General features: G+C 71.7%; 17 protein-coding genes and 1 pseudogene. 9 read left to right on the top strand and 9 right to left on the bottom strand.

Going from position 1 to position 21,912, the window contains the following annotated elements; translation table 11 throughout:
- Positions 1-177: 177 nt before the first annotated feature.
- Complete coding sequence (locus tag KXC43_RS07460; protein WP_221375189.1) at positions 178-2,961, top strand: glycosyl hydrolase; 2,784 nt, start codon at positions 178-180, stop codon at positions 2,959-2,961.
- Positions 2,962-3,051: 90 nt separating this feature from the next.
- Here KXC43_RS07460 and KXC43_RS07455 read toward each other — a convergent pair whose 3' ends face one another.
- From KXC43_RS07455 to paaK, 5 genes are all read right to left on the bottom strand, one after another.
- Positions 3,052-3,435: an SDR family oxidoreductase gene (locus tag KXC43_RS07455; protein ID WP_221375188.1), complete on the bottom strand. Its 384-nt coding sequence runs from the start codon at positions 3,433-3,435 to the stop codon at positions 3,052-3,054.
- Positions 3,432-3,617 (bottom strand): SDR family NAD(P)-dependent oxidoreductase, encoded by a 186-nt coding sequence (locus tag KXC43_RS07450; RefSeq protein WP_221375187.1) that lies wholly within the window; start codon positions 3,615-3,617, stop codon positions 3,432-3,434. The genes KXC43_RS07455 and KXC43_RS07450 overlap by 4 nt, the downstream gene beginning before the upstream one ends.
- Positions 3,614-4,267, bottom strand: a complete 654-nt coding sequence (locus KXC43_RS07445) for a nucleoside/nucleotide kinase family protein (protein WP_221375186.1) — start codon at positions 4,265-4,267, stop codon at positions 3,614-3,616. Before KXC43_RS07445 ends, KXC43_RS07450 begins: the two co-directional genes overlap by 4 nt.
- Positions 4,268-4,778: 511 nt before the next feature.
- The gene (locus KXC43_RS07440; protein WP_221375185.1) at positions 4,779-6,128 is read right to left on the bottom strand and encodes a threonine/serine exporter family protein; all 1,350 of its coding nucleotides are present in this window, start codon (positions 6,126-6,128) and stop codon (positions 4,779-4,781) included.
- Between the two features lie 175 nt (positions 6,129-6,303).
- Positions 6,304-7,617: a phenylacetate--CoA ligase PaaK gene (paaK, locus tag KXC43_RS07435; RefSeq protein ID WP_221375184.1), complete on the bottom strand. Its 1,314-nt coding sequence runs from the start codon at positions 7,615-7,617 to the stop codon at positions 6,304-6,306.
- 125 nt (positions 7,618-7,742) lie between these two features.
- Between paaK and KXC43_RS07430 the strand changes: the two genes are divergently transcribed.
- The 4 genes from KXC43_RS07430 to KXC43_RS07415 all read left to right on the top strand — a co-directional run bounded on the left by KXC43_RS07430 (position 7,743) and on the right by KXC43_RS07415 (position 12,356).
- Positions 7,743-8,426, top strand: coding sequence for a serine hydrolase (locus KXC43_RS07430; protein ID WP_221375183.1), 684 nt, complete (start codon positions 7,743-7,745; stop codon positions 8,424-8,426).
- Positions 8,423-9,388 (top strand): nucleoside hydrolase, encoded by a 966-nt coding sequence (locus tag KXC43_RS07425; RefSeq protein ID WP_308128997.1) that lies wholly within the window; start codon positions 8,423-8,425, stop codon positions 9,386-9,388. The genes KXC43_RS07430 and KXC43_RS07425 overlap by 4 nt, the downstream gene beginning before the upstream one ends.
- A gap of 70 nt (positions 9,389-9,458) precedes the next feature.
- A complete protein-coding gene (locus tag KXC43_RS07420; protein ID WP_221375182.1) occupies positions 9,459-9,650 on the top strand; it encodes a hypothetical protein in 192 nt (63 codons plus the stop codon).
- A gap of 108 nt (positions 9,651-9,758) precedes the next feature.
- Entirely contained in the window at positions 9,759-12,356 is a 2,598-nt protein-coding gene (locus KXC43_RS07415) for a helix-turn-helix transcriptional regulator (RefSeq protein ID WP_308128996.1), read from the top strand.
- A gap of 132 nt (positions 12,357-12,488) precedes the next feature.
- On the opposite strand, the gene KXC43_RS07410 is transcribed toward KXC43_RS07415, so the two are convergent.
- Positions 12,489-13,568 carry an MFS transporter gene (locus KXC43_RS07410; RefSeq protein ID WP_221375181.1) on the bottom strand — a complete coding sequence of 360 codons (1,080 nt, stop codon included), beginning with the start codon at positions 13,566-13,568 and terminating at the stop codon, positions 12,489-12,491.
- Positions 13,569-13,593: 25 nt separating this feature from the next.
- Between KXC43_RS07410 and KXC43_RS07405 the strand changes: the two genes are divergently transcribed.
- Complete coding sequence (locus KXC43_RS07405) at positions 13,594-13,869, top strand: hypothetical protein (protein WP_221375180.1); 276 nt, start codon at positions 13,594-13,596, stop codon at positions 13,867-13,869.
- Between the two features lie 35 nt (positions 13,870-13,904).
- Here the strand turns inward: KXC43_RS07405 and KXC43_RS07400 are convergent, their stop codons facing one another.
- On the bottom strand, positions 13,905-14,918 hold the full coding sequence (locus KXC43_RS07400) for an acetamidase/formamidase family protein (RefSeq protein WP_221375179.1): 1,014 nt from the start codon (positions 14,916-14,918) through the stop codon (positions 13,905-13,907).
- Positions 14,915-15,912: pseudogene (locus KXC43_RS07395) on the bottom strand (APC family permease); the annotation flags it as partial. The gene KXC43_RS07400 and the pseudogene KXC43_RS07395, both read right to left, overlap by 4 nt.
- A gap of 50 nt (positions 15,913-15,962) precedes the next feature.
- Here KXC43_RS07395 and KXC43_RS07390 point away from each other — a divergent pair.
- Together KXC43_RS07390 and KXC43_RS07385 are read left to right on the top strand one after the other, a co-directional pair.
- A complete protein-coding gene (locus KXC43_RS07390) occupies positions 15,963-17,354 on the top strand; it encodes a pyridoxal phosphate-dependent decarboxylase family protein (protein WP_221375178.1) in 1,392 nt (463 codons plus the stop codon).
- Positions 17,351-18,637, top strand: coding sequence for an MFS transporter (locus tag KXC43_RS07385; RefSeq protein WP_221375177.1), 1,287 nt, complete (start codon positions 17,351-17,353; stop codon positions 18,635-18,637). Before KXC43_RS07390 ends, KXC43_RS07385 begins: the two co-directional genes overlap by 4 nt.
- On the opposite strand, the gene KXC43_RS07380 is transcribed toward KXC43_RS07385, so the two are convergent.
- On the bottom strand, positions 18,613-20,004 hold the full coding sequence (locus tag KXC43_RS07380) for a PA0049 C-terminal domain-containing protein (RefSeq protein ID WP_221375176.1): 1,392 nt from the start codon (positions 20,002-20,004) through the stop codon (positions 18,613-18,615). The two genes, KXC43_RS07385 and KXC43_RS07380, sit on opposite strands and share 25 nt — an antisense overlap.
- 80 nt (positions 20,005-20,084) lie before the next feature.
- On the opposite strand from KXC43_RS07380, the gene KXC43_RS07375 reads away from it, so the two are divergent.
- Positions 20,085-21,443, top strand: a complete 1,359-nt coding sequence (locus KXC43_RS07375; protein WP_221375175.1) for an SGNH/GDSL hydrolase family protein — start codon at positions 20,085-20,087, stop codon at positions 21,441-21,443.
- The last annotated feature ends 469 nt before the right edge of the window (positions 21,444-21,912 follow it).

Here is a 21,912-nt window from a genome sequence, read left to right as displayed (position 1 = left end):
GGACCGGTCGTGACGCGGATCGGTTGTAACGCTGACGAAATGGTCTGCGGCGGCACGCCCGACCGTTCGTAACATTGACGAAACTCTCTGCGGTCGATAGCGTTCTGAAACTCGGAGAGCGCTCTCTCCCCGCTTAGCGCCCTCCGGAATCCCCCATCCCACGGAGGCCCATCCCCAATGGAATCCAAACGCCTCACCAGCTTGATCACCGCCGCTCTCGTCGCGATAGGAGCCGGCAGCGTGGCCGTCATCGCCGGTGTGAGCAGCGCATCAGCTGCCCCGGTCGGCGCCGGCAGTTACACCGAGACCCTCCCCGCCGGCCGCAGCCTGCCCACGGGTTGCGGCTCCCTCTCGACCAACCCCCGGCAGTACGTCACCAGCAACGCCCCCGGCGGCGCGGTGCCCACCAACGACTGGTGGTCCTCGCTGCTCTACAAGCGGATCGACTGCCAGTTCTCGACCCCGCTGTTCGCCGGCCCCGCCGCCTACAAGCCCGGCGCCGGCGGGATGGGCCTGTCGTACCAGACGGACGCCGCCATCAGCGGTTCCGCGACCGGAACGGGCGAATACCACTACCCGTACGCGGAACACGTACGCGTCGGGGTCGACGGCCTCAACGCCACCCAGGCCCTGGTCGACGGCTGGAGCGACTGGACCGTCAGCACCAGCCTCAGCGGCGGTGGGCGCACCCTGCGGGCCACCATCGGCCGTGGCCTGCCGTTGTCGTACTACCAGGTGACCGGCGGCGACGCGGTGATCACGACGACCGGCCCGGCCACCGCGTGGTCGAACAGCGGCAGCCGCATTGGCTTCTCGATCGGCGGTCACGACTACGTGGCCTGGGCCCCCACGGGCGCCACCTGGGCCCTGAGCGGCACGACGATCCGGTCCAACCTGGCCGGGCGCGGCTACCTGTCGGTGGCGGTGCTGCCGACCACGGCGTCCACCAGCACAGCCGACAAGATCGCGCTGGCCGACCGGTACACGCCGTTCGCGCACAACCACGTCACCGGCAGCCGCCTGTCCTACAGCTACAACCAGGGCGCGAGCACGGTCAACACCACGTACGCGCTGACCACCACGGCCCGCGAGGGCAGCGGCACCGGCACGGTCATCGCGCTCTATCCGCATCAGTGGCGCTACCTGACCGGCTCGACGCCGCTCGCGCAGAGCTACATCTCGCCCCGCGGCGCCATGCGGATCCTCACCGGCACCCAGTTCAGCACGTCGATGAAGTACACCGGTGTGCTGCCCGAGATCCCCGCGGTGGGTGACTCGTCGGGCGCCGACCTCACCACGATCACGAACTATCTGAACGCGGAGCTGAACAACCCGGCCGACTTCCGCGGCGACGACACGTACTGGACCGGCAAGGGCCTGGGCCGCGCGGCCCGCGTCGCGGAGATCGCCGATCAACTGAACCTCACGGCCGTACGGGATTCCGCGCTCACCGTCATCCGGACCCGCCTGACCGACTGGTTCACGGCGTCGGCCGGCAAGACCTCGCGCGTCTTCTACTACGACCGCAACTGGGGCACGCTGATCGGCTACCCCGCGTCGTACGGCTCCGATCAGGAGCTGAACGACCACCACTTCCACTACGGCTACTTCATTGCGGCCGCGGCCACCCTGGCCAAGTTCGATCCCAACTGGGCCACCGCCGGACGGTACGGCGGCATGGTCGACCTGCTGATCCGCGACGCCAACAACTACGACCGCAACGACACCCGGTTCCCGTACCTGCGTGACTTCGACATCTACGAGGGCCACGACTGGGCCTCCGGGCACGGGTCGTTCGGTGCCGGCAACAACCAGGAGTCCTCTTCGGAGGGACAGAACTTCGCCAACGCCCTCATCCAGTGGGGCCAGGCCACCGGCAACAACGCGGTGCGCGACGCCGGCATCTGGATCTACACGACCCAGTCGGCCGCCATCAACGAGTACTGGTTCGACGTACGCAACGAGAACTTCCCCGCGAGCTGGGGGCACAACTACTCGGCCATCGTGTGGGGCTCGGGTGGCGCCTACGCGACGTGGTTCTCGGGCGAGCACGAGATGATCGTCGGCATCAACATGCTGCCGATCACGGGCGGCCAGTTCTATCTGGGCGACTATCCGGCGGCAGTGCGCAACACGTACGCCGAGATGGTGCGCAACAAGGGCAGCGAACCCACGCTGTGGCGCGACATGCTGTGGCAGTACCTGGCACTCGGTGACCCGGACGGGGCGATGTCCCGGCTGCGCGCCGCCGGCAACTACACCCCGGAGGAGGGCGAGAGCCGGGCCCACACGTTCCACTGGATCCGCAACCTGCAGGCCCTGGGCCAGGTCGACACCACCGTCACGGCCAATCACCCGCTGGCCAAGGTGTTCAGCAAGAGCGGCGCCAAGACGTACGTGGCCTCGAACATCACCAACGCCGCGCAGACCGTGACGTTCTCCGACGGGCGCACCCTCGCGCTGCCGGCCGGCAAGACGGTGGCCAGTGGCGCGACGAACTGGACGGGCGGCAACGCCACCGGCGGTGGCACCACGCCGACCGACCCGCCGCCCACCGGCTGCGGCGAAGGCGCCCTGGCCTCGCAGGGGCGTCCGGTCACCGTGTCGTCGAGCGAGGCCGCCGGCTTCGAAGGCGCCCTGGCGGTCGACGGAAACGCCGGAACCCGCTGGTCGTCGACGTTTGCCGATCCACAGTGGATTCAGGTCGACCTGGGCTCGTCGCGGACGCTGACCCGGGCCGAGCTGACCTGGGAGGCCGCGTACGGCCGGTCGTACCGGGTCGAGACGTCGGCCAACGGCACCACCTGGACGCCGGCCGTCACGGTCAGCGGCACCGGAACCGGCGGCCAGGCGAGCCATACGCTCAGCGGCGACGCGCGCTACGTGCGGATGTACGGCACCGAGCGCGGCACCCCGTACGGCTACTCGCTCTGGGAGTTCAAGGTCTACGCCTGCAGTTGACCCGAACCGGGCGGGCTCGGTCCCGTATCGAGCCCGCCCGGGCCGGTCGTCAACGGCTCGAGCCGCCGTCGGTGAACGGAGTCCCAGTGGTCACCAGAGGGTGTAGCCGCCGTCGATGACCAGGATCTCGCCGGTGACGAAGGTCGACGCGGCACTGGCCAGATAGAGGGCGGACGGCGCGATCTCGGCCGACTGGGCGTAGCGCTGCATGGGCACCTCGTCGATCCAGTAGTGCTTCCACTTCGGATTGTCGATGTCGGAGATCTCGGTCTTCGTGTAGCCCGGCGCGATCGCATTGACCCGTACGCCATGCGGGGCCCATTCGGCTGCCAGCGAGCGGGTGAGGTGGTGCACGCCGGCCTTCGAGACGGCGTACGGCGCGTGCCACTGCGGGCGGTTGACGATCATGCCGGACATCGAGCCGACGTTGACGATCGCGCCCGAGCGGCGGGCCACCATCTGCTCGCCGATCACCTGGCCGGACCGGCCTTCGAGATCTCGGCGACGGCCCGGTCGTTGCGCTCCGCGTCGCGGGCGGCCACCACCACGGTCGCGCCCGCCTCGGCCAGGGCGGTCGCGATGGCCTTGCCGATGCCGCGGTTGCCGCCGGCGACGACGACCTTGCCGTCCATCCGGAACAGGTCAAGTACGGTCATGCCAGCTCCTTCTCGGTGACGATCTGCACGATGCGGTCGGCCCGGGGGCGGGTCGAGGCGATGAGTTCGGCGTTGCGCTGATCGGATCCGTGCGAGCGGGCGTACGCCTCCTGCTCGCTCCGCCCGAACCGGACGTGCCGGGCGATCAGCCGGTCCATCCGCACGTCCTCGCCCGGGTCGACATACCAGACCTCGTCGATGAGGCCGGCCGTGGCACGCCACCGGTCGTCGTCGGCCAGCAGATAGTTGCCCTCGGTGACGACCAGCGACGTCTCCCGGCGCACCGGGACGGCGCACGCGATCGACTCCTCGAGGCTGCGGTCGAACTCCGCGGCGTACACGATCTCGTCGGTCTGCGGGCGCAGCCGGCGCAGCAGGCTCTGGTAGCCGGCGGCGTCGAACGTGTCCGCGGCGCCCTTGCGGGCGTACCGGCCCAGGCGGTTCAGCTCGGCGTTGGACAGGTGGAAGCTGTCCAGCCCGACCAGCACGGCCCGGTCGCCCAGGGCCTCGGTCAACTGCTGGGCGAGGGGCGACTTGCCGGCTCCGGGCGCCCCGGTGATGCCGAGGACGCGGCGCTCGCCGCCGTCGGCCAGCTGCTCACGACATGCGGCTAAACATCGAGGTTCGGCACATCGAGATCCTTGCCCCATGGGGTGATCCCCGGGACGCGGCCGCAGCCTACGCGCATCGGGTACTGCCCCTGCTGGCTTGGCACGACGTCAATGAGTTGTGGGGGTCGATCTCGGCTCTCGCGGCCGCGCAGGTCTTCGTGGCAGCCGGCCGGGCGGAGGAGGCGGAGCGGATAACGTCGTCGGTCCGGTCGGACTATCCGTGGGCGCTGTCGCGCAACCAGGTCGTCGAGGCGGACGCGCTGGGAGCGGAGATCTCGACCGCGTTGAGCTCGGGCGAGCGGTCCCTGGCGTATGCGGGCTGGCGGAAGCTCCGGCAGATCTGCGCCGTCAACGGCCTGCCGATCGTCAACCACCTGCCTCCCCGCTACGTCCTGTTGCTGCGCACGGGGCCGGGCAGTGAAGTCGCTCCGGGCCGTCCAGCCGCCCGGGCAACACGCTCCCGCAAGAATGCGTTCGTCAGCCGATGTAGGCGATGTCTTTCTCGCCGGCGTTCACGTCGCCCGACGCGAGGACCAGCATCGGCTCGCCTTCAGCCACTTCCGCGGGGGCGGGCGACGAAGTCGCCGAGGGCTACGCCCGCCGCGAGCGCGAGGCCGATGGCCAGGGCCAGCGTGATGGTGACCAGGCCGTTGGCCGCCTGCTGGGTGGCCAGTTGGTAGAAGCCGCGGTAGGCCGTCAGACCGGGTAGCAGCGGGATGACGCCGGCCAGGATGATGACCTGGGCGTGCACGCGGCCCCGGCGGCGGGAGAGGCCGGTGGCCAGGCCGACCATCGCGGCGGCGGCTCCGGTGGCGGTGGCCGGGCCCAGGTCGGCGTAGAGGGTGAGCGCGCCGTAGACGGCCCAGCCGGTTCCGCCGGCCACCGCGGCCGCGGCCAGGGAGCGCAGCGGCGCGTACGAGGCCAGCGCGAACATGCCGGCCGCAGTGGCGGCGGCGAACGTGGACAGGCCGAACTGGGCGAGGTCGGCGCTGACGGGCTGGGCCGGGTCGAGGGTCACCCCGAATTGCAGGCCCAGCTTGAGCCCGAGGATGACACCCGACAGCAGGCCGGCCGAGAGCAGAGCGATCTCGGCGGCGCGGCCGGCCGCTGTCACGTAGAAGCTCGAGATGGCGTCGCGGACCGCGCTCATCACCGACAGGCCGGACAGCAGCGCCGTGATGCAGGCCGCGATGACCAGCGACGGCTGCGTCCCCGGCGGCAGGATGCCGGTCGCGAACACGCCGACCGTGGCCAGCGTGGCGACCAGGCCGCCGGTGAGCTGCAGGAAGAACGGCGCCACGCCCCAGCGGGTGAGGACGCGGCCCAGGCGGTCGATCAGCGCCGTCACCACGAACGCGGTCACGGCGATCAGCACCGTGCCGCCCAGCAGCAGCGCGACCGCGGCCGCCAGCCCGCCCCAGCCGGTGGTGGCCACCCACCGGGGGTAGGGGTGGCGGGCCGCGGTCGCCTTCGTGAGGGCGGCCGTGGCGGTGTCGACGGTCATCCGGGCTCGCGTCACCTGGTCGACGATGTCGGTCACCGCGGCCAGGCGGGTGAGGTCCGTCGTGCGGTAGTGGACGATCCGCATCGAGTTGACCGGGGCGGCCACCTTGCCGCGGTGGCAGCACATGGCGATGGAGTTGAACGTGATATCGACGTCCACTGTGGGCAGACCGCACGCGGCGGCCAGGCGGGTCATCGTCCTGGCGGTCTCGCCGGCCGGTTCGCCGCTCGACAGCAGCACCTCGCCGACGCCCATGCACAGGTCGACGACCTGCACGACGTCCGCGTCGGACGGCACGTCGGGGCCGACCGGTCGCAGCAGGTCGGCGGTCGGCGGGCCGCCTTGAAGCAGGTCGCGGCGCAGGCGGCGGCGGAACCGGCCCAGGATCGGAGGCATGAGACACACTATCGGCGCTGGTCAGGCCTCCAGGCCGAACAACGCGCGGGCGTTGGTCTCGAGAAACTGGCGGAACACGGGCGGCTTGAGACGCCGGGCCAGGCGCAGCAGGCGCGCGTCGTGGCTCGAGCTGGTCGATGCCGTCCTGCTGGTCGGTCCAGCCCTTCGGGTAGTTCTACGAGCGGTGGTCGATCACGCGCTGGATCTTCCCGGCCGAGCGGGCCAGGGTCTCGGGCTCGACGCACACCACCTCGACGCTGGTGCCGATGGTGTCCTTGACCGCCTTGACCACCTCTACGGCGGCGCAGTCGCGGCGGTCGGCCGGGCAGTCGGGGCGGGCCTCGACCTGGACGGTGAGATGGTCCATCCGGCCGCGGGTCGAGAGCACGAGCTGGAAGTGCGGGGCCAGCCCGGGCGTACGCAGGATGATCTCTTCGATCTGGGTCGGGAACAGGTTGACGCCGCGCAGGATGATCATGTCGTCGCTGCGGCCGGTGACCTTCTCCATCCGCCGCAGACCCGGCCGTGCCGTTCCCGGCAGCAGCCGGGTGAGGTCGCGGGTGCGGTAGCGGATGACCGGCATGGCCTCCTTGGTCAGCGACGTGAAGACCAACTCGCCCAACTCACCTTCGGGCAGTACCTCGCCGGTCTCGGGGTCGACCACTTCGGGGTAGAAGTGGTCCTCCCAGATGTGCAGGCCGTCCTTGGTCTCGACGCACTCCTGGGCCACGCCGGGCCCGATCACCTCGGACAACCCGTAGATGTCGACGGCGTGGATGCCGGCGCGCTCCTCCATCTCGAGACGCATCTCCTCAGTCCACGGCTCGGCGCCGAAAATGCCGATTTCGAGGCTGGACTTCCGCGGGTCGAGTCCCTGCTTCTCGAACTCGTCGATGACCGTGAGCATGTAGGACGGCGTCACCATGATCACGCGGGGCCGGAAGTCGGTGATGAGCTGCACCTGCCGCGGCGTCATGCCGCCCGAGACCGGGATGACGGTGCAGCCCAGCCGCTCGGCGCCGTAATGGGCCCCGAGCCCGCCCGTGAACAGGCCGTAGCCGTACGCGTTGTGCAGCCGGTCGCCCGCACGGCCGCCCGCGGCGCGGATCGACCGCGCGACCACCGCCGCCCACATGTCCAGGTCGTTCTGGGTGTAGCCGACCACCGTGGGCCGCCCGGTCGTCCCGGACGACGCGTGGATGCGGCGGATGTCAGCCTCGGGCACCGCGAACATCCCGAACGGGTAGTTCTCGCGCAGGTCGCCCTTGCTGGTGGTGGGGAACCGGGCCAGGTCGGACAGGTCGCGGCAGTCATCGGGATGAACGCCCGCCGCGTCGAACGCGCGACGGTAGTGCGGGACGTTCTCGTACGCGTGCCGCAACGTCCATCGCAGCCGCTGCAACTGCAGCTCGCGCAGCTGGCCGACACCCATGCGCTCGGCCTCGTCGAGCAGGTCAGCGGGTGGCGCCTCGCCCTCAGCAGCCGTCATGGCACAGCCTCCAACGTCGTTCGACGTTTCGTTACCCAACGCTGAGCGGTTACACCTGTCAAGGTGGCGCAGCTCCCTGGGCTCACACCATCAGACGGCGTAGCGTGCCGCTAGGAGGGCGGGGCATGAAGGTCGGGACGCTCGTCGCGGTCGCGCTGATCGGCGTGACGATGGCGGCGTGCACCGATTCCGCGCCCGCGCCGCCCGAGGCGACTCCGGTCTTCTGGCCCACGGCCGGGTGGCGTACGACCGAACCGCAGTCGCAGGGCGTCGATCCGGCCGCCCTGGCCCAGCTCGACCATCAGATCGACACGACGTTCACCGAGGTGCGCAGCGTGCTGATCGTGCGGCACGGCCACATCGTCCACGAGCGCTACCGGCGGGGCCTGAGCGCGGGCTCGGGCCATGACGTCCGCTCGGTCACCAAGAGCTTCGTCGCCACGCTGGTCGGCATCGCCCCGGGCGAGGGAAAGATCCTGCGCCTGCCCACCCGCGAGCTGGCCAAGCTCGGTTACCTCTATCTGAACGGCGGCCGGTGGGAGGGCACGCAGGTGGTCCCGGCCGAGTTCGTGACGGCGGCCACCACGCCGACCGGCCTGCCGCCGGACGTGGTGACCGGTTACGGGCTGCACTGGTGGATCGACGACGACGGCGCGGGCCAGCGGACGTTCACCGCGGTCGGCTACGGCGGCCAGTACATCGCCGTCGTGCCCGACCGCGACCTCGTCGTGGTCGTCACCAACAATCCTGAGGGCCCGCCCGACCCGGGCAGCCTGCTGACCGGCACCATCCTCCCGGGAGTGACGTGACCAACCCCGCCATCATCGACTGCGACCCCGGGCACGACGACGCGCTGGCGCTGCTGCTGGCCGTGGCCGACCCCCGGCTCGACCTGCTCGGGGTCACCACCGTCGCCGGCAACCAGACGCTCGACAAGACCACCGCCAACGCCCAGAAGATCCTCGCCCTGGCCGGCGCGTCCGACATCCCGGTCGCCGCCGGGTGCGAGCGGCCGCTGGTCGGCGACCTGACCGTCGCCGACGACATCCACGGCGAATCCGGCCTGGACGGTCCGGACCTCGACGGGCCGGTCGCCGGAACGGCGGGCGTACACGCTGTCGAGCTGATGCGGAGGCTGGTCGCGGGGTCGCCCGAGCCGGTCACGCTGATCGCCACCGGGCCGCTGACCAACGTCGCGCTGTTCCTGCGGCTGCACCCCGAGGCGGCCCGGAACGTGCGCCGCATCGTCTTCATGGGCGGCTCGACCGAGCGGGGCAACACCACGCCGTACGGGGAGTTCAACATCGTCACCGACCCCGAGGCAGCCGACATCGTGCTGCGGTCGGGCCTTCCGCTCACCATGATCGGGCTCAACGTCACGCATCGGGCGCTGGCCACCACGCGGGTCATCGACGAGTTCCGTGGCCTGGGCACCCGGCTCGGCACCGTCTGCGCCGAGCTGATGACGTTCTTCGCGGACGCCTACCGGCGCAACTTCGGCTTCGAGCACCCGCCCGTGCACGACCCGGTCGCCGTGGCCTGCGTGCTCGACCCGTCCGTCGTACGCACGGTGGCGGTTCCGGTCGTGGTCGAGCTCGGTGGCACGTACACCCGGGGCGCGACCGTCGCGGACCTGCATCACCGCAGCGGAAGGCCGGACAACTGCGAGGTCGCGGTGGCGCTCGACGTCGACGCCTTCTGGCGCCTGCTTATCGGCGCGGTCCATGATCTAGGCATACCTAGACCGCTTGTGACCAGCGAAGATAGGTAAACGCGCCCGATGTGACAGGCCTTCTGCCGGCCCAGGATTGAGCTATCAACCGGCACCGAGGAGGCCCACCATGTTGATCCACCCGGAACTGATGCTGACCCTGGTCAACGACCGTCACCGCGAGATGATCGCCGAGGCCGAGAAGAGCCACCTGCTGAAGCGCGCTCGCGAGTTCCGTGTCACGCGCCAGGCCCGGACGGCCCGCCCGCCCACCGGTAGGGTTGCCCCGTGCGAACCCTCCGCGGCGGTGCCGGCCCGGTGATGATCGGCCGGGAGGGCGAGCTGCGCCGGTTGGCGGGGCTCGCCTCCTCCGGCGAGCCGGCTGTCGCGATCATCGCGGGCGAGCCCGGTATCGGCCAAGACCCGGCTGGTGCACGAGCTGCTGGCCACGCTGCCCGCGTCGACCGTCGTTCTGGTCGGTCAGGCCGAGCCGGGGTCGCTCTCCCGGCCGTACGAGGTGTTGCTCGACGCCATCGACGGCCGCGCCGAAGTCAGCGACGAGCAGCTGGCCGCCCTGACCGACGCCCGGCGCAGCCCCGTCGAGCGCCTGCACACCGGCGTGGCCATCCTGGCCGGCCTGATCGGCGACCGGCCGGCCGTCGTCGTCTTCGAAGACCTGCACTGGGCCGACTCCGAGAGCGCGGCCCTGTTCGAGCGGATCGCCGACCAGCGCGGGCCGCGCCTGCTGATCGGCACCTACCGGCCCGACGAGGTGACCCGCCGCCAGCCGGTGGCCGGTCTGCTGGGTCGCCTGGAGCGGCGGCACGCCGTCACCCACGTGCGGCTCGACCGCCTGACCCCGGCCCAGACGGCGGCCCTGCTCGCCGCGGCCACCGGCGCTCCGGCTCCGCTGCGGGCCGCGACCGCCCTGCACCACCGCACCGGCGGCAACCCGTTCTTCCTCGAAGAGCTGCTGCGCGCGCTGCCCGGCCACGACGTCGAGGCGCTGGTCGAGCAGCCGCTGCCGTGGAGCCTGGCCGACGTCCTGCGCCGCCAGGTCGACGATCTCGAGCCGGCGAGCGTGCGCATCGTCGAGGCGGCTTCCGTGCTCGGGCAGCGCATCCCGTTCGACCTGCTGGCCGGCGTCTCCGGCACCGGCGAGGACGACCTGATCGCCGTGCTGCGCGACCTCGTGACCCGGGGTGTGCTGATCGAGTCGGGGGAGGACGAGTTCGCGTTCCGCCACGCCCTGGTGCGCGAGGCGATCGCCGGTCAGATGCTAGGCCGCCAGCGCCGCCGGCTGCACGAGGCGGCCCTCGAGGTCCTGCTGGCCGGCGGCTCCTCCGATCCGGCCATGGTCGCGCACCACGCCCGCGGCGCCGGCCGCTACGACGACATGGTCGCGGCCGCCCGCGGCGGCGCCGCCCTCTACCTCTCCATCGGCTCGGCCTACCAGGCCCTGCAACTGGCCGAGATGGGCCTCGACGAGCTGCCCGACGACGCCGGGCTGCTCGGCGCCGCCGCCCGGGCGGCGTGGCTGGCCGGCCTGCTCGACGACGCGCTGCGCTACGGCCGGCGCTGGCGCGACCTCGCCGGGGCTGCGGCCGACCGGGCCGAGGCGCTCTATCTGCTCGTCCGCATCGCCTGGGAGTCCCGCGAGTACGACGAGATGGGCGTCCTGACCCACGACATCGAAACCCTGATCGCCCAGCTCCCGCCGGGCGCCGGGCAGGCCCGGGCGATGACCGCGGTCGCCCAGTCGTGCTACCTGCGTGACGACCTCGAGGGGGCGCTGGTCTGGGCCGACCGCGCGCTCGAACTGGCCGCCGAGTTCGACCTGCCCGTGATCCGCCTGACCGCGCTGCTCGAGAAGGGCTCGGCCCTGAGCGAGCGCCCGCAGTCGGCCGCCGAGGGCCGGGAAATCCTGTCCGGCCTGGTCGACGAGGCCGAGAAGGCGGGGGAGTGGGTGCTGGCCGCCCGCGCCCTCAACACCCTGGTGCAGGAGGTCCCTCCGGCCTCGCCCGACGAGCACGCCGAGGCACTGGAACGGATGCGGGTCGACGCCGAGCGGGCCGGTTTCGAGTCGCTGGCCGTGGCCACCTACTTCCAGGGCCGGGCCCGGCTGGCTCAGCGCACCGGCGACCTGCGGGTCGCGATAGCCGCGCTGGAAGAGGGGCGCGAACACGACAGCGGCTACCGGCGCCGCGGCCGCTGGGCCGACTACCACGGGGTGTTCCTGGCCGGGCTGCTGCTCGAGGCGGGCGACTACGACCGGGTCGAGCAGATCGTGGCCGACCTGGCCGCGCTCACCGACAACCCACCGGTCACCGTTCCCGGCCTGACCTTCCACCTGGCCTGCCGCCGCGGCGACCTGCCGCGTGCCGAGGCCGCCCTGGGCGACCTGCTGGCCGGCCTGAAGCGGCAGGAATGGCGCAGCGGGGAGCAGGCCCACGACCTGACCTCGGCCGCGCTCGAACTGGGCCTGCCCTCGCCCCACCTCGACCGCCTGGTCGACGAACTGCTCGACGCCGACGTGGCGCCGGCCTACCGGACTCTGGTCGGCGCGCAGCTGACGGAGGCCCGCGGCCGGCCCGCCGAGGCGCTGCCCGGCTATCTCTCGATCACCGAGGTGCCGTTCTTCAACTCGGCGATCCGAGGCACCGTACGGGTGGGAGCCGCCCGCTGCCTGCTCGCCGCCGACCAGCGGGCCGAGGCGGCCGCCCACGCCGAGGCGGCCGCGACGTTGCTGGCCGGGTGGGCCGGTTGGCGCGTGGCCCAGCTCGACCAGGTACGCGCCCAACTGGGCCTCGCCCCGGCCGATGCGCCGCCCGCGGTGTCCGGGCCGGCCTCGCTGACCCCACGCGAACGTGAGGTGGCCGTCCTCATCAGCGACGGCCTCACCAACACCGAACTGGCCCGCCGCCTCTACATCTCACCGAAGACCGCCGCCGTCCATGTCTCCAACATCCTCCGCAAGCTCGGCGTCAGCTCCCGCACCGAGGTGGGCGCGCTGGTCGGCCGTCGCTGACGGCGTCACTGCCGACCTCGGCGATCAGCCGTTCGACCTGCGCCCACTCGGATCGTCCAGATCGGCCGTCGCTGGCGGCGTCGACCTCGGCGATCAGCGGTTCGGCCCGCGCCCGCTTCGACCGGCCAGACTTCAGGAGTGGGAAGGACCGGCCGACCGGCGTGTCAGATGGCGTCGGCTGCCCGCTGCCCGCTGCCGGCCCGGCGTCAGCGCGGCGGCGGCGAGGATGCTGACCGCGGCGATGATGGCGGCGGTGAGGAAGCCGTTCTCGAAGCCGGTCAGGGTGGTCCCGGCGATGCTGGCCGCGGCGACGCTGGAGATGACCGCTGCGCCCAGGGCGGCGCCGAACTCGTGGAACGTGCTGACGATGCCGGAGGCGATGCCGGCCTCGTGCGGGGCGACCCGACCGAGCGCGGTCGCCGAGGCGACAACGAAGAGCACGCCGGTGCCGGCCGCGGCGATCACGACGCCGGCCACCACCGAGGCGGTGCTCAGCGACAGAGCCGGGATCGCCATGCCCACGGCGGCGATCGCCGTGCCGGCTGTGGCGAGCGGCCGGGGGCCGAGGCGGCCGAGGAGCCGGCCGGTCAGCTGGGCGCCGACCATCGTGGACACCGCCACCGGCAGGAAGAGCAGGCCGGTGGTGAGGGCGCCGAATCCGCGGGCGTGCTGGAAATAGAACGTGCCTAGGAAGAACACGGCGATCATGAGGGCGGTGGCCAGCAGGACCAGGAACGCGCCGGTGGCGACGGGGCGGCGGGCCAGCAGCGAGACGTCCATCAGCGGTGAGGGCGTCTTCCGCTGCCAGGCCACGAACGCGAGGTAGCCGGCCGCGGCGAGCAGCACGAGCAGTCCGGTGACGGGGCTGAGCCAGCCGCGGTCCCCGGCCCCGATGAGGGCGAAGATGACGGCGGCCGTGGAGCCGGTCACCAGCACCGCGCCGAGCACGTCGAGCCGCGCCCGGGTCGCAGCGACGGCGCCGGCCGGGAGCATGCGCGCCCACGCGGCCGCGATGACCGGGCCGACCGGCACGTTGACGTAGAAGACCCAGGGCCAGCCCGGGCCGGCGGTGATCAGGCCGCCGAGCAGCACTCCCAGGGCTGCCCCACCACCGCCCAGGGCCGACCAGACGCCCAGGCCCCGGTTGCGTTCGTCGCCGTCGAACAGGCCGACCACCAGTGACAGCGCCGCCGGCGCGTGCCACTTCCGCACCCGCCCCGAACTGGTCGAGGCCGCGTTGTTCGACGCTCTGCGGGCCGGCGAAGAGGCACTGTCCCGGGTCGACCTCGAGGGCGACCCACGCGAGGTGCTGACCCGGCTGCTCACGTCGAGCTGGGCGCTCGTGTCGGAGTCGGCCGCGCTGCTCGCGGCGGCCGAGAAGGTGCTGCCCGAGGGCCGCGTGCGCCAGCTGCACGCCGATGCCGCCGAAGAGGTGCGCACCGGCCGCCTCCGCGAAAGCGAAGTCCCCGGCATCGTGACCCGCACCGTGCTGTCGATCCTCACCGGCGGCTGACGAGCGCCGTCACCGTGACTGATCCGGCGCCGCGGTCACCTCGTGGTCAGGTAATCCCGGGCCGTGGAGCGCAGGCGGGCGTGGATGCCTTCGTACGCGGAAGGGTTGTTCAGGAAGGTCTTGGCCACCTTGGCCAGCATCGTGTAGTTCGGGTCGCAGACGTTGCCGACCGGGGCCTCGCCGGCCTGGCTGATCAGCTGGTAGGCGTCGAGCACGTCCAAGCCGGTCAAGCCGGCGCTCCACGTCACCAGGTCGTGCTGGCTCATCCGGTACGCGTCCTCGAGCGGCCGGGCCGAGCCGGCCGACATCAGCGCCTCGTCCGTCTCGAAGCGGGGCGTCGGCGTCGGGACCCCCTTGATCAGGTCGAGGATCACCACCGTGTTCATGGCCGATTCGACGCCGGTGCCACAGACCTCGCCGTCGCCCTGGCGGCAGTGGCCGTCGCCGAGGGCGAACAGCGCGCCCGGCACGTTGACGCCGAAGTAGGCGGTCACGCCGGCCCGCAGTTCCGGGGTGTCCAGGTTGCCGCCGTGCGCGTCGGGGACGATCGTCATGCGGCTCTCGAACGCGGCCGGGGCGACTCCGGCCGTACCGTGCATGGGGTCCAGCGGCAGTTCGACGCTGAAGTCGCTGCGCCGGGCGTGGTAGCGGACGACCCCGGCCGCCACGTCGACGTCGTAGCGCCACACCAGTTCGTCCAGCGGCGCGTGCAGCATCGCCGTGGTGTGTGTGGCGGTGAGCGCCCCGAAGTGCGGGAAGGTCGACGACACGGCCCACTCGCGGGCCGGCACGATCTCGGCGAAGTGCACGGCCAGGGTGTCGCCGGGCTCGGCGCCCTCGACGTGGATCGGGCCGGTGACCGGGTTGAGGTAGGGGAACTCGCAGACCACGGAGGGCAGGTCACCGACGTCGCGCACCCGGCCGCCGAAGCAGTCCTCGGTGTAGAGCTCGACGATCGTGCCCGGCTCGACCCGGCGTACCGATTCACGCCCGCCGAAGGTGTACGACAACTCCTCCGGGGGCGGCCGGTAGCTCACGACGTCGGTCATCGGCTGTCCTCCTGCGCTGAGAGGCCGGCCAGCGCGGGGCGGCGGCCGGTCACGTAGAACACGATAAGCACGATCACCCCGACGCCGAGCCAGGCGAAGCCGAGTGTCTGCGCGGCGATGTCCGCGTTGATGACCACATACAGCAGGATCAGGAAGGCGATCACCGGCACGGCCAGATGCCGCCACCAGTCCCGGCTGCGATTCCGTACGACGTAATGGACGACCACGGCCACGTGCAGGGCCAGGAACGCGGTCATCGCGCCGAAGTTGACCAGCGTCGACAGCAGCGAGATGCCGTCGTCCCGGTTCGCCATGTAGAGCCCGAGCACCAGCGAGACCGCCGCGACCAGCAGGGTGGCGTTGGCCGGCACCCGGTGCCGCTCGTTGACCCGGCTCAGGAACCGCGGCATCTGCCCGTCGCGGGCCATCGCGTACAGCAGCCGGCTGGTCGCCGCCTGGGCCACCAGCGAGTTGGCGAAGCCCCAGGCGATGGCCGTGGCCAGCGCGGTCAGGTTCGCCAGCAGCCACCCACCCCCGGCCGCACGGGCCGCGTCGTAGAACGCCGTGCCGTCCGGATCGCCGTCCGTTAGCAGCCCGGGCGCGTCCGGCACGAGCAGCGCGGCCACCCAGGTCTGTACGACGAACAGCGTGCCCGCCAGCAGCAGCGCCCCCACCATGGCCCGTCCGATCTGGCGGGCCTCCTCGCGGCTCTCCTCGGCCAGCATCGAGATGCCGTCGAAGCCGAGGAACGACAGCACCGCGATGGACACCGCGCCGAAGACCACCGACCACGAGAACGTGTCCGCGTTGTAGAGCGGGGCTCCACGAGAAGCCCGCGCCCTTGCCGTCGGCCAGCGCCACCACGCCGACGACCAGAAAGACAGCCAGGATGACCCGGCACGAGCACGTAGTCGAGCAGGATCACCCATCCGGCCAGGAACCCGACCGGCGGCGCGATGCCCCGCCCCGCATAGCTGTAGACCGACCCGCACAGGTGGCCGATCATCCAATAGCCACCGGCGGGAAAAGTCCTAGCCTGACGGCATGGAGCGACCGGACTGGAAAGGGCCGCTCGGCGCGGCCTTCGACCATGCGACGACGTATCTCGGCGGGCTGCCGGATCGCCCGGTGCGGCCGTCGGCCTCGCTGGAGGAGTTGCGGGCGGCCCTCGGCGGACCGCTGCCGGCCGGGCCGCTGCCACCGGAGCGGGTGGTGGCCGAGCTCATCGCGGCGGCCGAGCCCGGCATCATGGCCTCGTCGAGCGGTCGTTTCTTCGGCTTCGTGGTCGGCGGGGCCACGCCGGCTGCGCTCGCCGCCGACTGGCTGACGTCGGCCTGGGACCAGAACGCGGGCCTGTACGTGCTCGGTCCGGCCGCGAGCGTGGTCGAGGAGACGGCCGCGACCTGGCTCCTGGATGTGCTCGGGCTGCCCGCGCGGGCCTCGGTCGGTTACGTCACGGGCGGGCAGATGGCCAACTTCACGGCGCTGGCGATCGCCGTCCGTGAGGTGCTGCGCCGCGACGGCTGGGACGTCGACGCCGACGGGCTGTGGGGCGCGCCGCGGGTACGGGTGATCGTGGGGCAGGGGCGGCACGGCACGATCGACCGGGCTCTGCGCCACCTCGGGATGGGCACGAACTGCGTCGTCCCGGTGGCGATGGACGCGCAGGGACGGATGGTTCCGGAGGCGTTGGCCGAGGCCCTCGAAGGGGGGCGGGCGATCGTCTGCGCCCAGGCCGGCAACGTCAACACCGGGGCGATCGACCCGCTGGGCGCGATCGCGGATCTGTGCGCGGCGGCCGGGGCCTGGCTGCACGTCGACGGGGCGTTCGGGCTGTGGGCGGCGGCCAGCCCGCGTATGCGGCCGCTGCTGGCCGGCGTCGAGCGGGCCGACTCGTGGTCCACCGACGCCCACAAGTGGCTCAACGTCCCGTACGACTCGGGTCTCGTCATCTGCGCGCACCCGGCGGCACACCGCGCCGCCATGGGGGTGCGGGCGAGCTACCTGCAGCACGCCGAGGGTGGCGAGCGCGATCAGGTCGACTACAACCCCGAGCATTCCCGGCGGGCTCGCGGGTTCGCGGTCTACGCGGCGATGCGCCAGCTCGGCCGCGACGGCATCGCCGCCCTGGTCGACCGCTCGTGCGAGCTGGCCCGCCGGTTCGCGCGACGCCTGAGCGCGGGCGGCGCCGAGATCCTCAACGAGGTGGTGCTCAACCAGGTTCTCGTACGGCTGGGAAGCGACGACGAGACGCGGCGGGCCCTGCTCGCCCTGCAGGGCGAGGGAACCACCTGGATGAGCGGAACCACCTGGAACGGCTCCGCGGCGATCCGCATCTCGGTGTCGAACTGGTCGACCGACGAGGACGACGTGGACCGAACGGTCGCGGCGATCGAAGCATGTCGATCAAGGGGCGTGGGTAACGACGGCGGATGACGTCTTCGCCGCGGCGGGTCATCGTCGCCAGTCTGATCGGCACCTCGCTCGAGTGGTACGACTTCTTCCTGTACGGCTCGGCGGCCGCGCTCGTCTTCGGCAAGCTCTTCTTCCCGCAGTTCGAGTCGCTCACCGGCACGCTCCTGGCCTTCACCACGTACGCCGTGGGGTTCGTCGCCCGGCCCCTGGGCGGCATCGTCTTCGGCCATTTCGGTGACCGGGCCGGGCGGCGCAACGTCCTGGTGGTCACGCTGGTGCTCATGGGGGCGGCCACGGTCGCGATCGGGCTGGTGCCGTCGTACGCCTCGATCGGGGTGACCGCGCCGATCCTGCTGGTCGTTTTGCGTTTCCTGCAGGGTCTGGGGCTGGGCGGCGAATGGGGCGGCGCCGTGATCATGTCGGTCGAGCACGGCGGCGAGCATCGTCGCGGTCTCAACGCCAGCTGGCCGCAGGTGGGCGTGCCGGCCGGCAACCTGCTCGCCGCGGGTGTGCTCTGGATCCTCAACGGCACGCTGTCCGAGGCGGCCTTCCTCTCCTGGGGCTGGCGGGTGGCCTTCCTGCTCTCCGGCGTACTGGTCATCGTCGGCCTGTGGATCCGGCTGACGATCACCGAGTCGCCGCTGTTCGCCGAGGTCGAGCAGTCGGGCGCCAAGGCGAGGATGCCGCTGGTCGAGGTGTTGCGCCGCCACCCGCGGGGACTGCTGGTCGCGATGGCCGCGCGGATCGGCACCGACGTCGCCTTCTACACCTTCTCCCTGTACGTGCTGACGTACATCACCGGCACGCTCGGCCGGCCCCGCAGTGTCGGCCTGGCGGCGGTGCTCATCGGCTCGGCCTTCCAGCTCGCCCTGATCCCGTTCTTCGGCGCCCTGTCCGACCGGATCGGCCGGCGGCCGGTGTACGCGGCCGGAGCGGCCGGCGCCGCGGTGTGGGCGTTCGCCTTCTTCCCCTTGCTCGACACGGAGAACCGCGCGGTGATCGTGCTGGCCACGGTGGTCGCCCTCGCCACCCACGCGGCGATGTACGGGCCGCAGGCGGCGTTCATCGTCGAGATGTTCAGCACCCGGCTGCGCTACTCGGGCGCTTCGATGGGCTACCAGATCGCCGGCATCCTCGGCGGCGCGGTCGCGCCCCTCATCTCGATCAAACTGGTCCAGGTGACCGGCTCCGCGTTCGCCGTTTCCGTGTACGTGCTCGTCGCGCTCCTCATCACGCTGGTCGCCCTGTGGTTCGCCCCCGAGACGTCACGAACCGATCTTCACGCCTCGTCCGCCACCACGTGAACCAGGTTGCGGGTCTGCTGGGCGATGGCCAGGCGCCACGCGTCGAAGGTGGCGTCGCTCGGCTCGTAGTCGGTCTCGAAGTGCTGCATGTCCGGCGTGTGGATGTGCCCGGCCGGGATGGTCAGCCCCATCCGGTCGCGCAGCAGCGTGTTGCGGTAGGCGCTCTCGTTGGACAGGTAGTTGCCGCCCCCGCCGCTGTACGAACACGACTGCGGAGCCGGCGGCACGCCGTCGCGGGTCACCCGGTCCGGCGCGGCGCAGTCGGGGAACTCGGTGTACGAGGTGCGCCACGCGACGCCGAACGCGACCGACTCGTCGGGCCAGGTGTCACCCGGCGGCCGCGGCACGTCGGCGCCGGTGTTGGCCGCGATCATCCGCTCCACCGGCAGCGTCGCCGCGGTCCACTGCGGCGGGTTCCGCAGGTCGGGCGTGGCCGGACCGCCCCACCGGTCGACCACGGTGATGTTGCATTCGGGGTTGTTCACCGCCAGTTGCGGCACGCCGCCGACTGCCGCGCACGGCCGGAAGTTGTCGTTGCCCGCCGAGACGCCGTGGTAGCGCGCGTTGTGCTGCTCGAGGTTGAACACCGCGCCCCCGGCCTGGCTGACCGTGATCGAGGCGTCCACCTGCCGCGGGCCGGGCCGCAGGAAGGGGCCTACCGTGTCCTCCAGATAGCCGCGCCGGAACTCGGGATAGCTCACCGGCAACGTGTACGCCTCGATGAACGCGTTCCCGTGGCGGGTGCCGTCGAGCGACAGCGCCGTCGCCCCGGACGGGTTGCCGTGCCGGATGTTGTTGCCCCCGACCCCGCCGTCCAACGTGTACGGGTCGAACCCACTGACGATGACGCGCTTGACGGAGGCGCCCGCCGGCAGCTTGATGTCGAACATTCCCCGCGACGTACGGTCGAACTTCTCGATCAGCTCCAGCCGCTCGCCCGCGAGGAGGGGGAAGCGGGGCAGCCACTGCCGGATGGCCGCCATGGCCTCGATCCGGGTCCAGTAGAGCGGCCGGTCGTCGCTGTACGGAAGGTTCCCGAGTACCGGCCCTCGCCGCTGAGCGCGGTCGACCGCCGCCTGCCACAGCTTCTCGCCGTCGCGCGACAGGATCCGCTCGGCTGACTCCGGCGAGCGGGCGGCGCAGAGACGCCGGACCAGCGCCGGCGTGAAGCCCTGGAAGCCCGCGCCCTCGATCATCTGCCGGGCGAAGGGCCGGTCGTTCTGCGGAAGCGTGAAGCTCAGCCGGCCCTCCTCGACCGACAGCGGCACGCCGGGGTCGAGGCACCCGGCCGTCGCCCGGGCTGGACCGGCGACGCCCACGGAGCCCACGGCCAGGGACAGCACTGCGAACGCTCGGAGAAGCCTCATTCCATCAATATATGACTGTCGATTGATTGCCGCTCGCTCCGGTGGTAACGATGAGCGTCGATGGATACCGAGGAGGTGCCATGCGAATCAGCCGGATGAGCAGAGTGACGGCCGCCGTCGCCGCTTGTGTGTTGCTCACACCCGTGGCCGCCGCGGAGGCGCGCGGGCAGACCTGGGCCGCGGCGTGGGCCGGGTCGGCTCAAGGGGTTTACCCGGTGGGCTATTCGGTGGGGCAACCCGGAACGCCCGGGCCGGCCGGGCCCGGCAATACGGCGCCGCTGCTGACCGCCGCTTTCCCGGACAACCAGGCCCGGAACCAGACACTGCGCCTGCTCGTGCGCCCGAGCGTGGCCGGCACGAGCTGGCGCGTCCGGCTCAGCAACGAGTTCGGCACCCAGGCTGTGACGTTCGGCCGCGCGTACGCGGGTCTGCAGTCCAGCGGCGCCAACCTCACGGCGGGCACCAACCGGCCCCTGACGTTCGGCGGCCGGGGATCGGTCGTCGTGCCGGCGGGGCGAACGGTCCTGAGCGACCCGGTGCGCGTCAAGGTGACCGACGCGCAGTCCCAGCGCCTCGCGGTCAGCCTGTACGTGTCCGGCCTCAGCGGCCCGATGACCTGGCATGCGGCCTCGTTCACCACCTCGTACATCTCGGACCCGGGCAGTGGCGACCACGCCGCCGACCGCGGCGACGCGGCGTTCCCGCACTCGACCACCTCGTGGTTCTTCCTCTCCGAGGTGCAGGTGCAGCGCTCCGATGTCGCCACCGTGGTGGCGTTCGGCGACTCCATCACCGACGGCTTCTTCTCCACGATCAACGGCGACGACCGGTGGCCCGACGTGCTGCAGCGCAGGCTGGGGGAGCGCGGCGACATCTCGGTGGTCACCGAGGCGATCGGCGGCAACATGGTCACCCGCATCGGTCGTACGCCCGGCGGCTGCACGCCGTGTGACGGCCCGCCCGCGCTGGACCGCCTCGACCGCGACGTGCTCGGCCGCCCCGGCGTGCGGGTGGTGATCCTGCTCGAGGGCATCAACGACCTCGGCGGCGGCAACGCGACCGCGGCCCAGGTCATCGCCGGCTACCGGGAGATCATCCGGCGCGTGCACGCCCGCGGCATCAAGATCGTCGGCGCCACGCTGACCCCGTCGGCCGGCACCGAGTTCGGCCTCTACGGCACCCCCGAGACCGACGCCAAGCGCCGCGCGGTCAACGACTTCGTACGCAGCGGCGCGTTCGACGGCGTGGCCGACTTCGCCGCGGTGACCGAGGACCCCGCCAACCCGGGCCGCCTGCGCCCCGAGTTCGACACCAACAGCAGCGTCGGCGGCCCCGGCGACCACCTGCACCCGAACCGCGCCGGCTTCCTGGCCATGGGCAACGCGATCGACGTGAACCAGCTGCGGCGCTGGGCCCTCAATGCCGTCGCCGCGCGCTAGGTGGACGAGCGGCGAACAATGTTGACGGCGCGGCGGTCGTATTGATGGCGCGGCGGTCGTGTTGATGGGCGCGGCGGTCGTGTTGATGGGCGCGGCGTCGTGTTGATGGGCGCGGCGGTCGTGTTGATGGGCGCGGCGTCGTGTTGATGGGCGCGGCGTCATGTTGACTGGATCAATATTGACGTCAAGAGGTATGCAATCAAGACGGCGCACCTGCAGACCCGGCCTTCGGTAGGTCCGGTAGGCCGCGACGACCCTGCATGGCGTCGAGCTTCACGGGCCGGCTTCAGCTGGCTGCCCTCGACCGAGAACGTGCTGGCCCTCAGCCGTGGCCGGGGCCTACCCGTGCACGGTCAGCATGGGGAGGCCCCCTGCCTGCACCCGCCGGCACGATGCTGTTGTCCGGCATTCCGCGTCCCGCCGGCGATATTCTGCCAGGGGGCCGCCGCCTGGTTCGTGTGTTGAAAGG

The sequence above is a fragment of the Paractinoplanes polyasparticus genome, from assembly GCF_019710575.1.
Lineage (GTDB): Bacteria > Actinomycetota > Actinomycetes > Mycobacteriales > Micromonosporaceae > Actinoplanes > Actinoplanes polyasparticus.
This window is presented reverse-complemented; position numbering and strand designations above follow the sequence as displayed.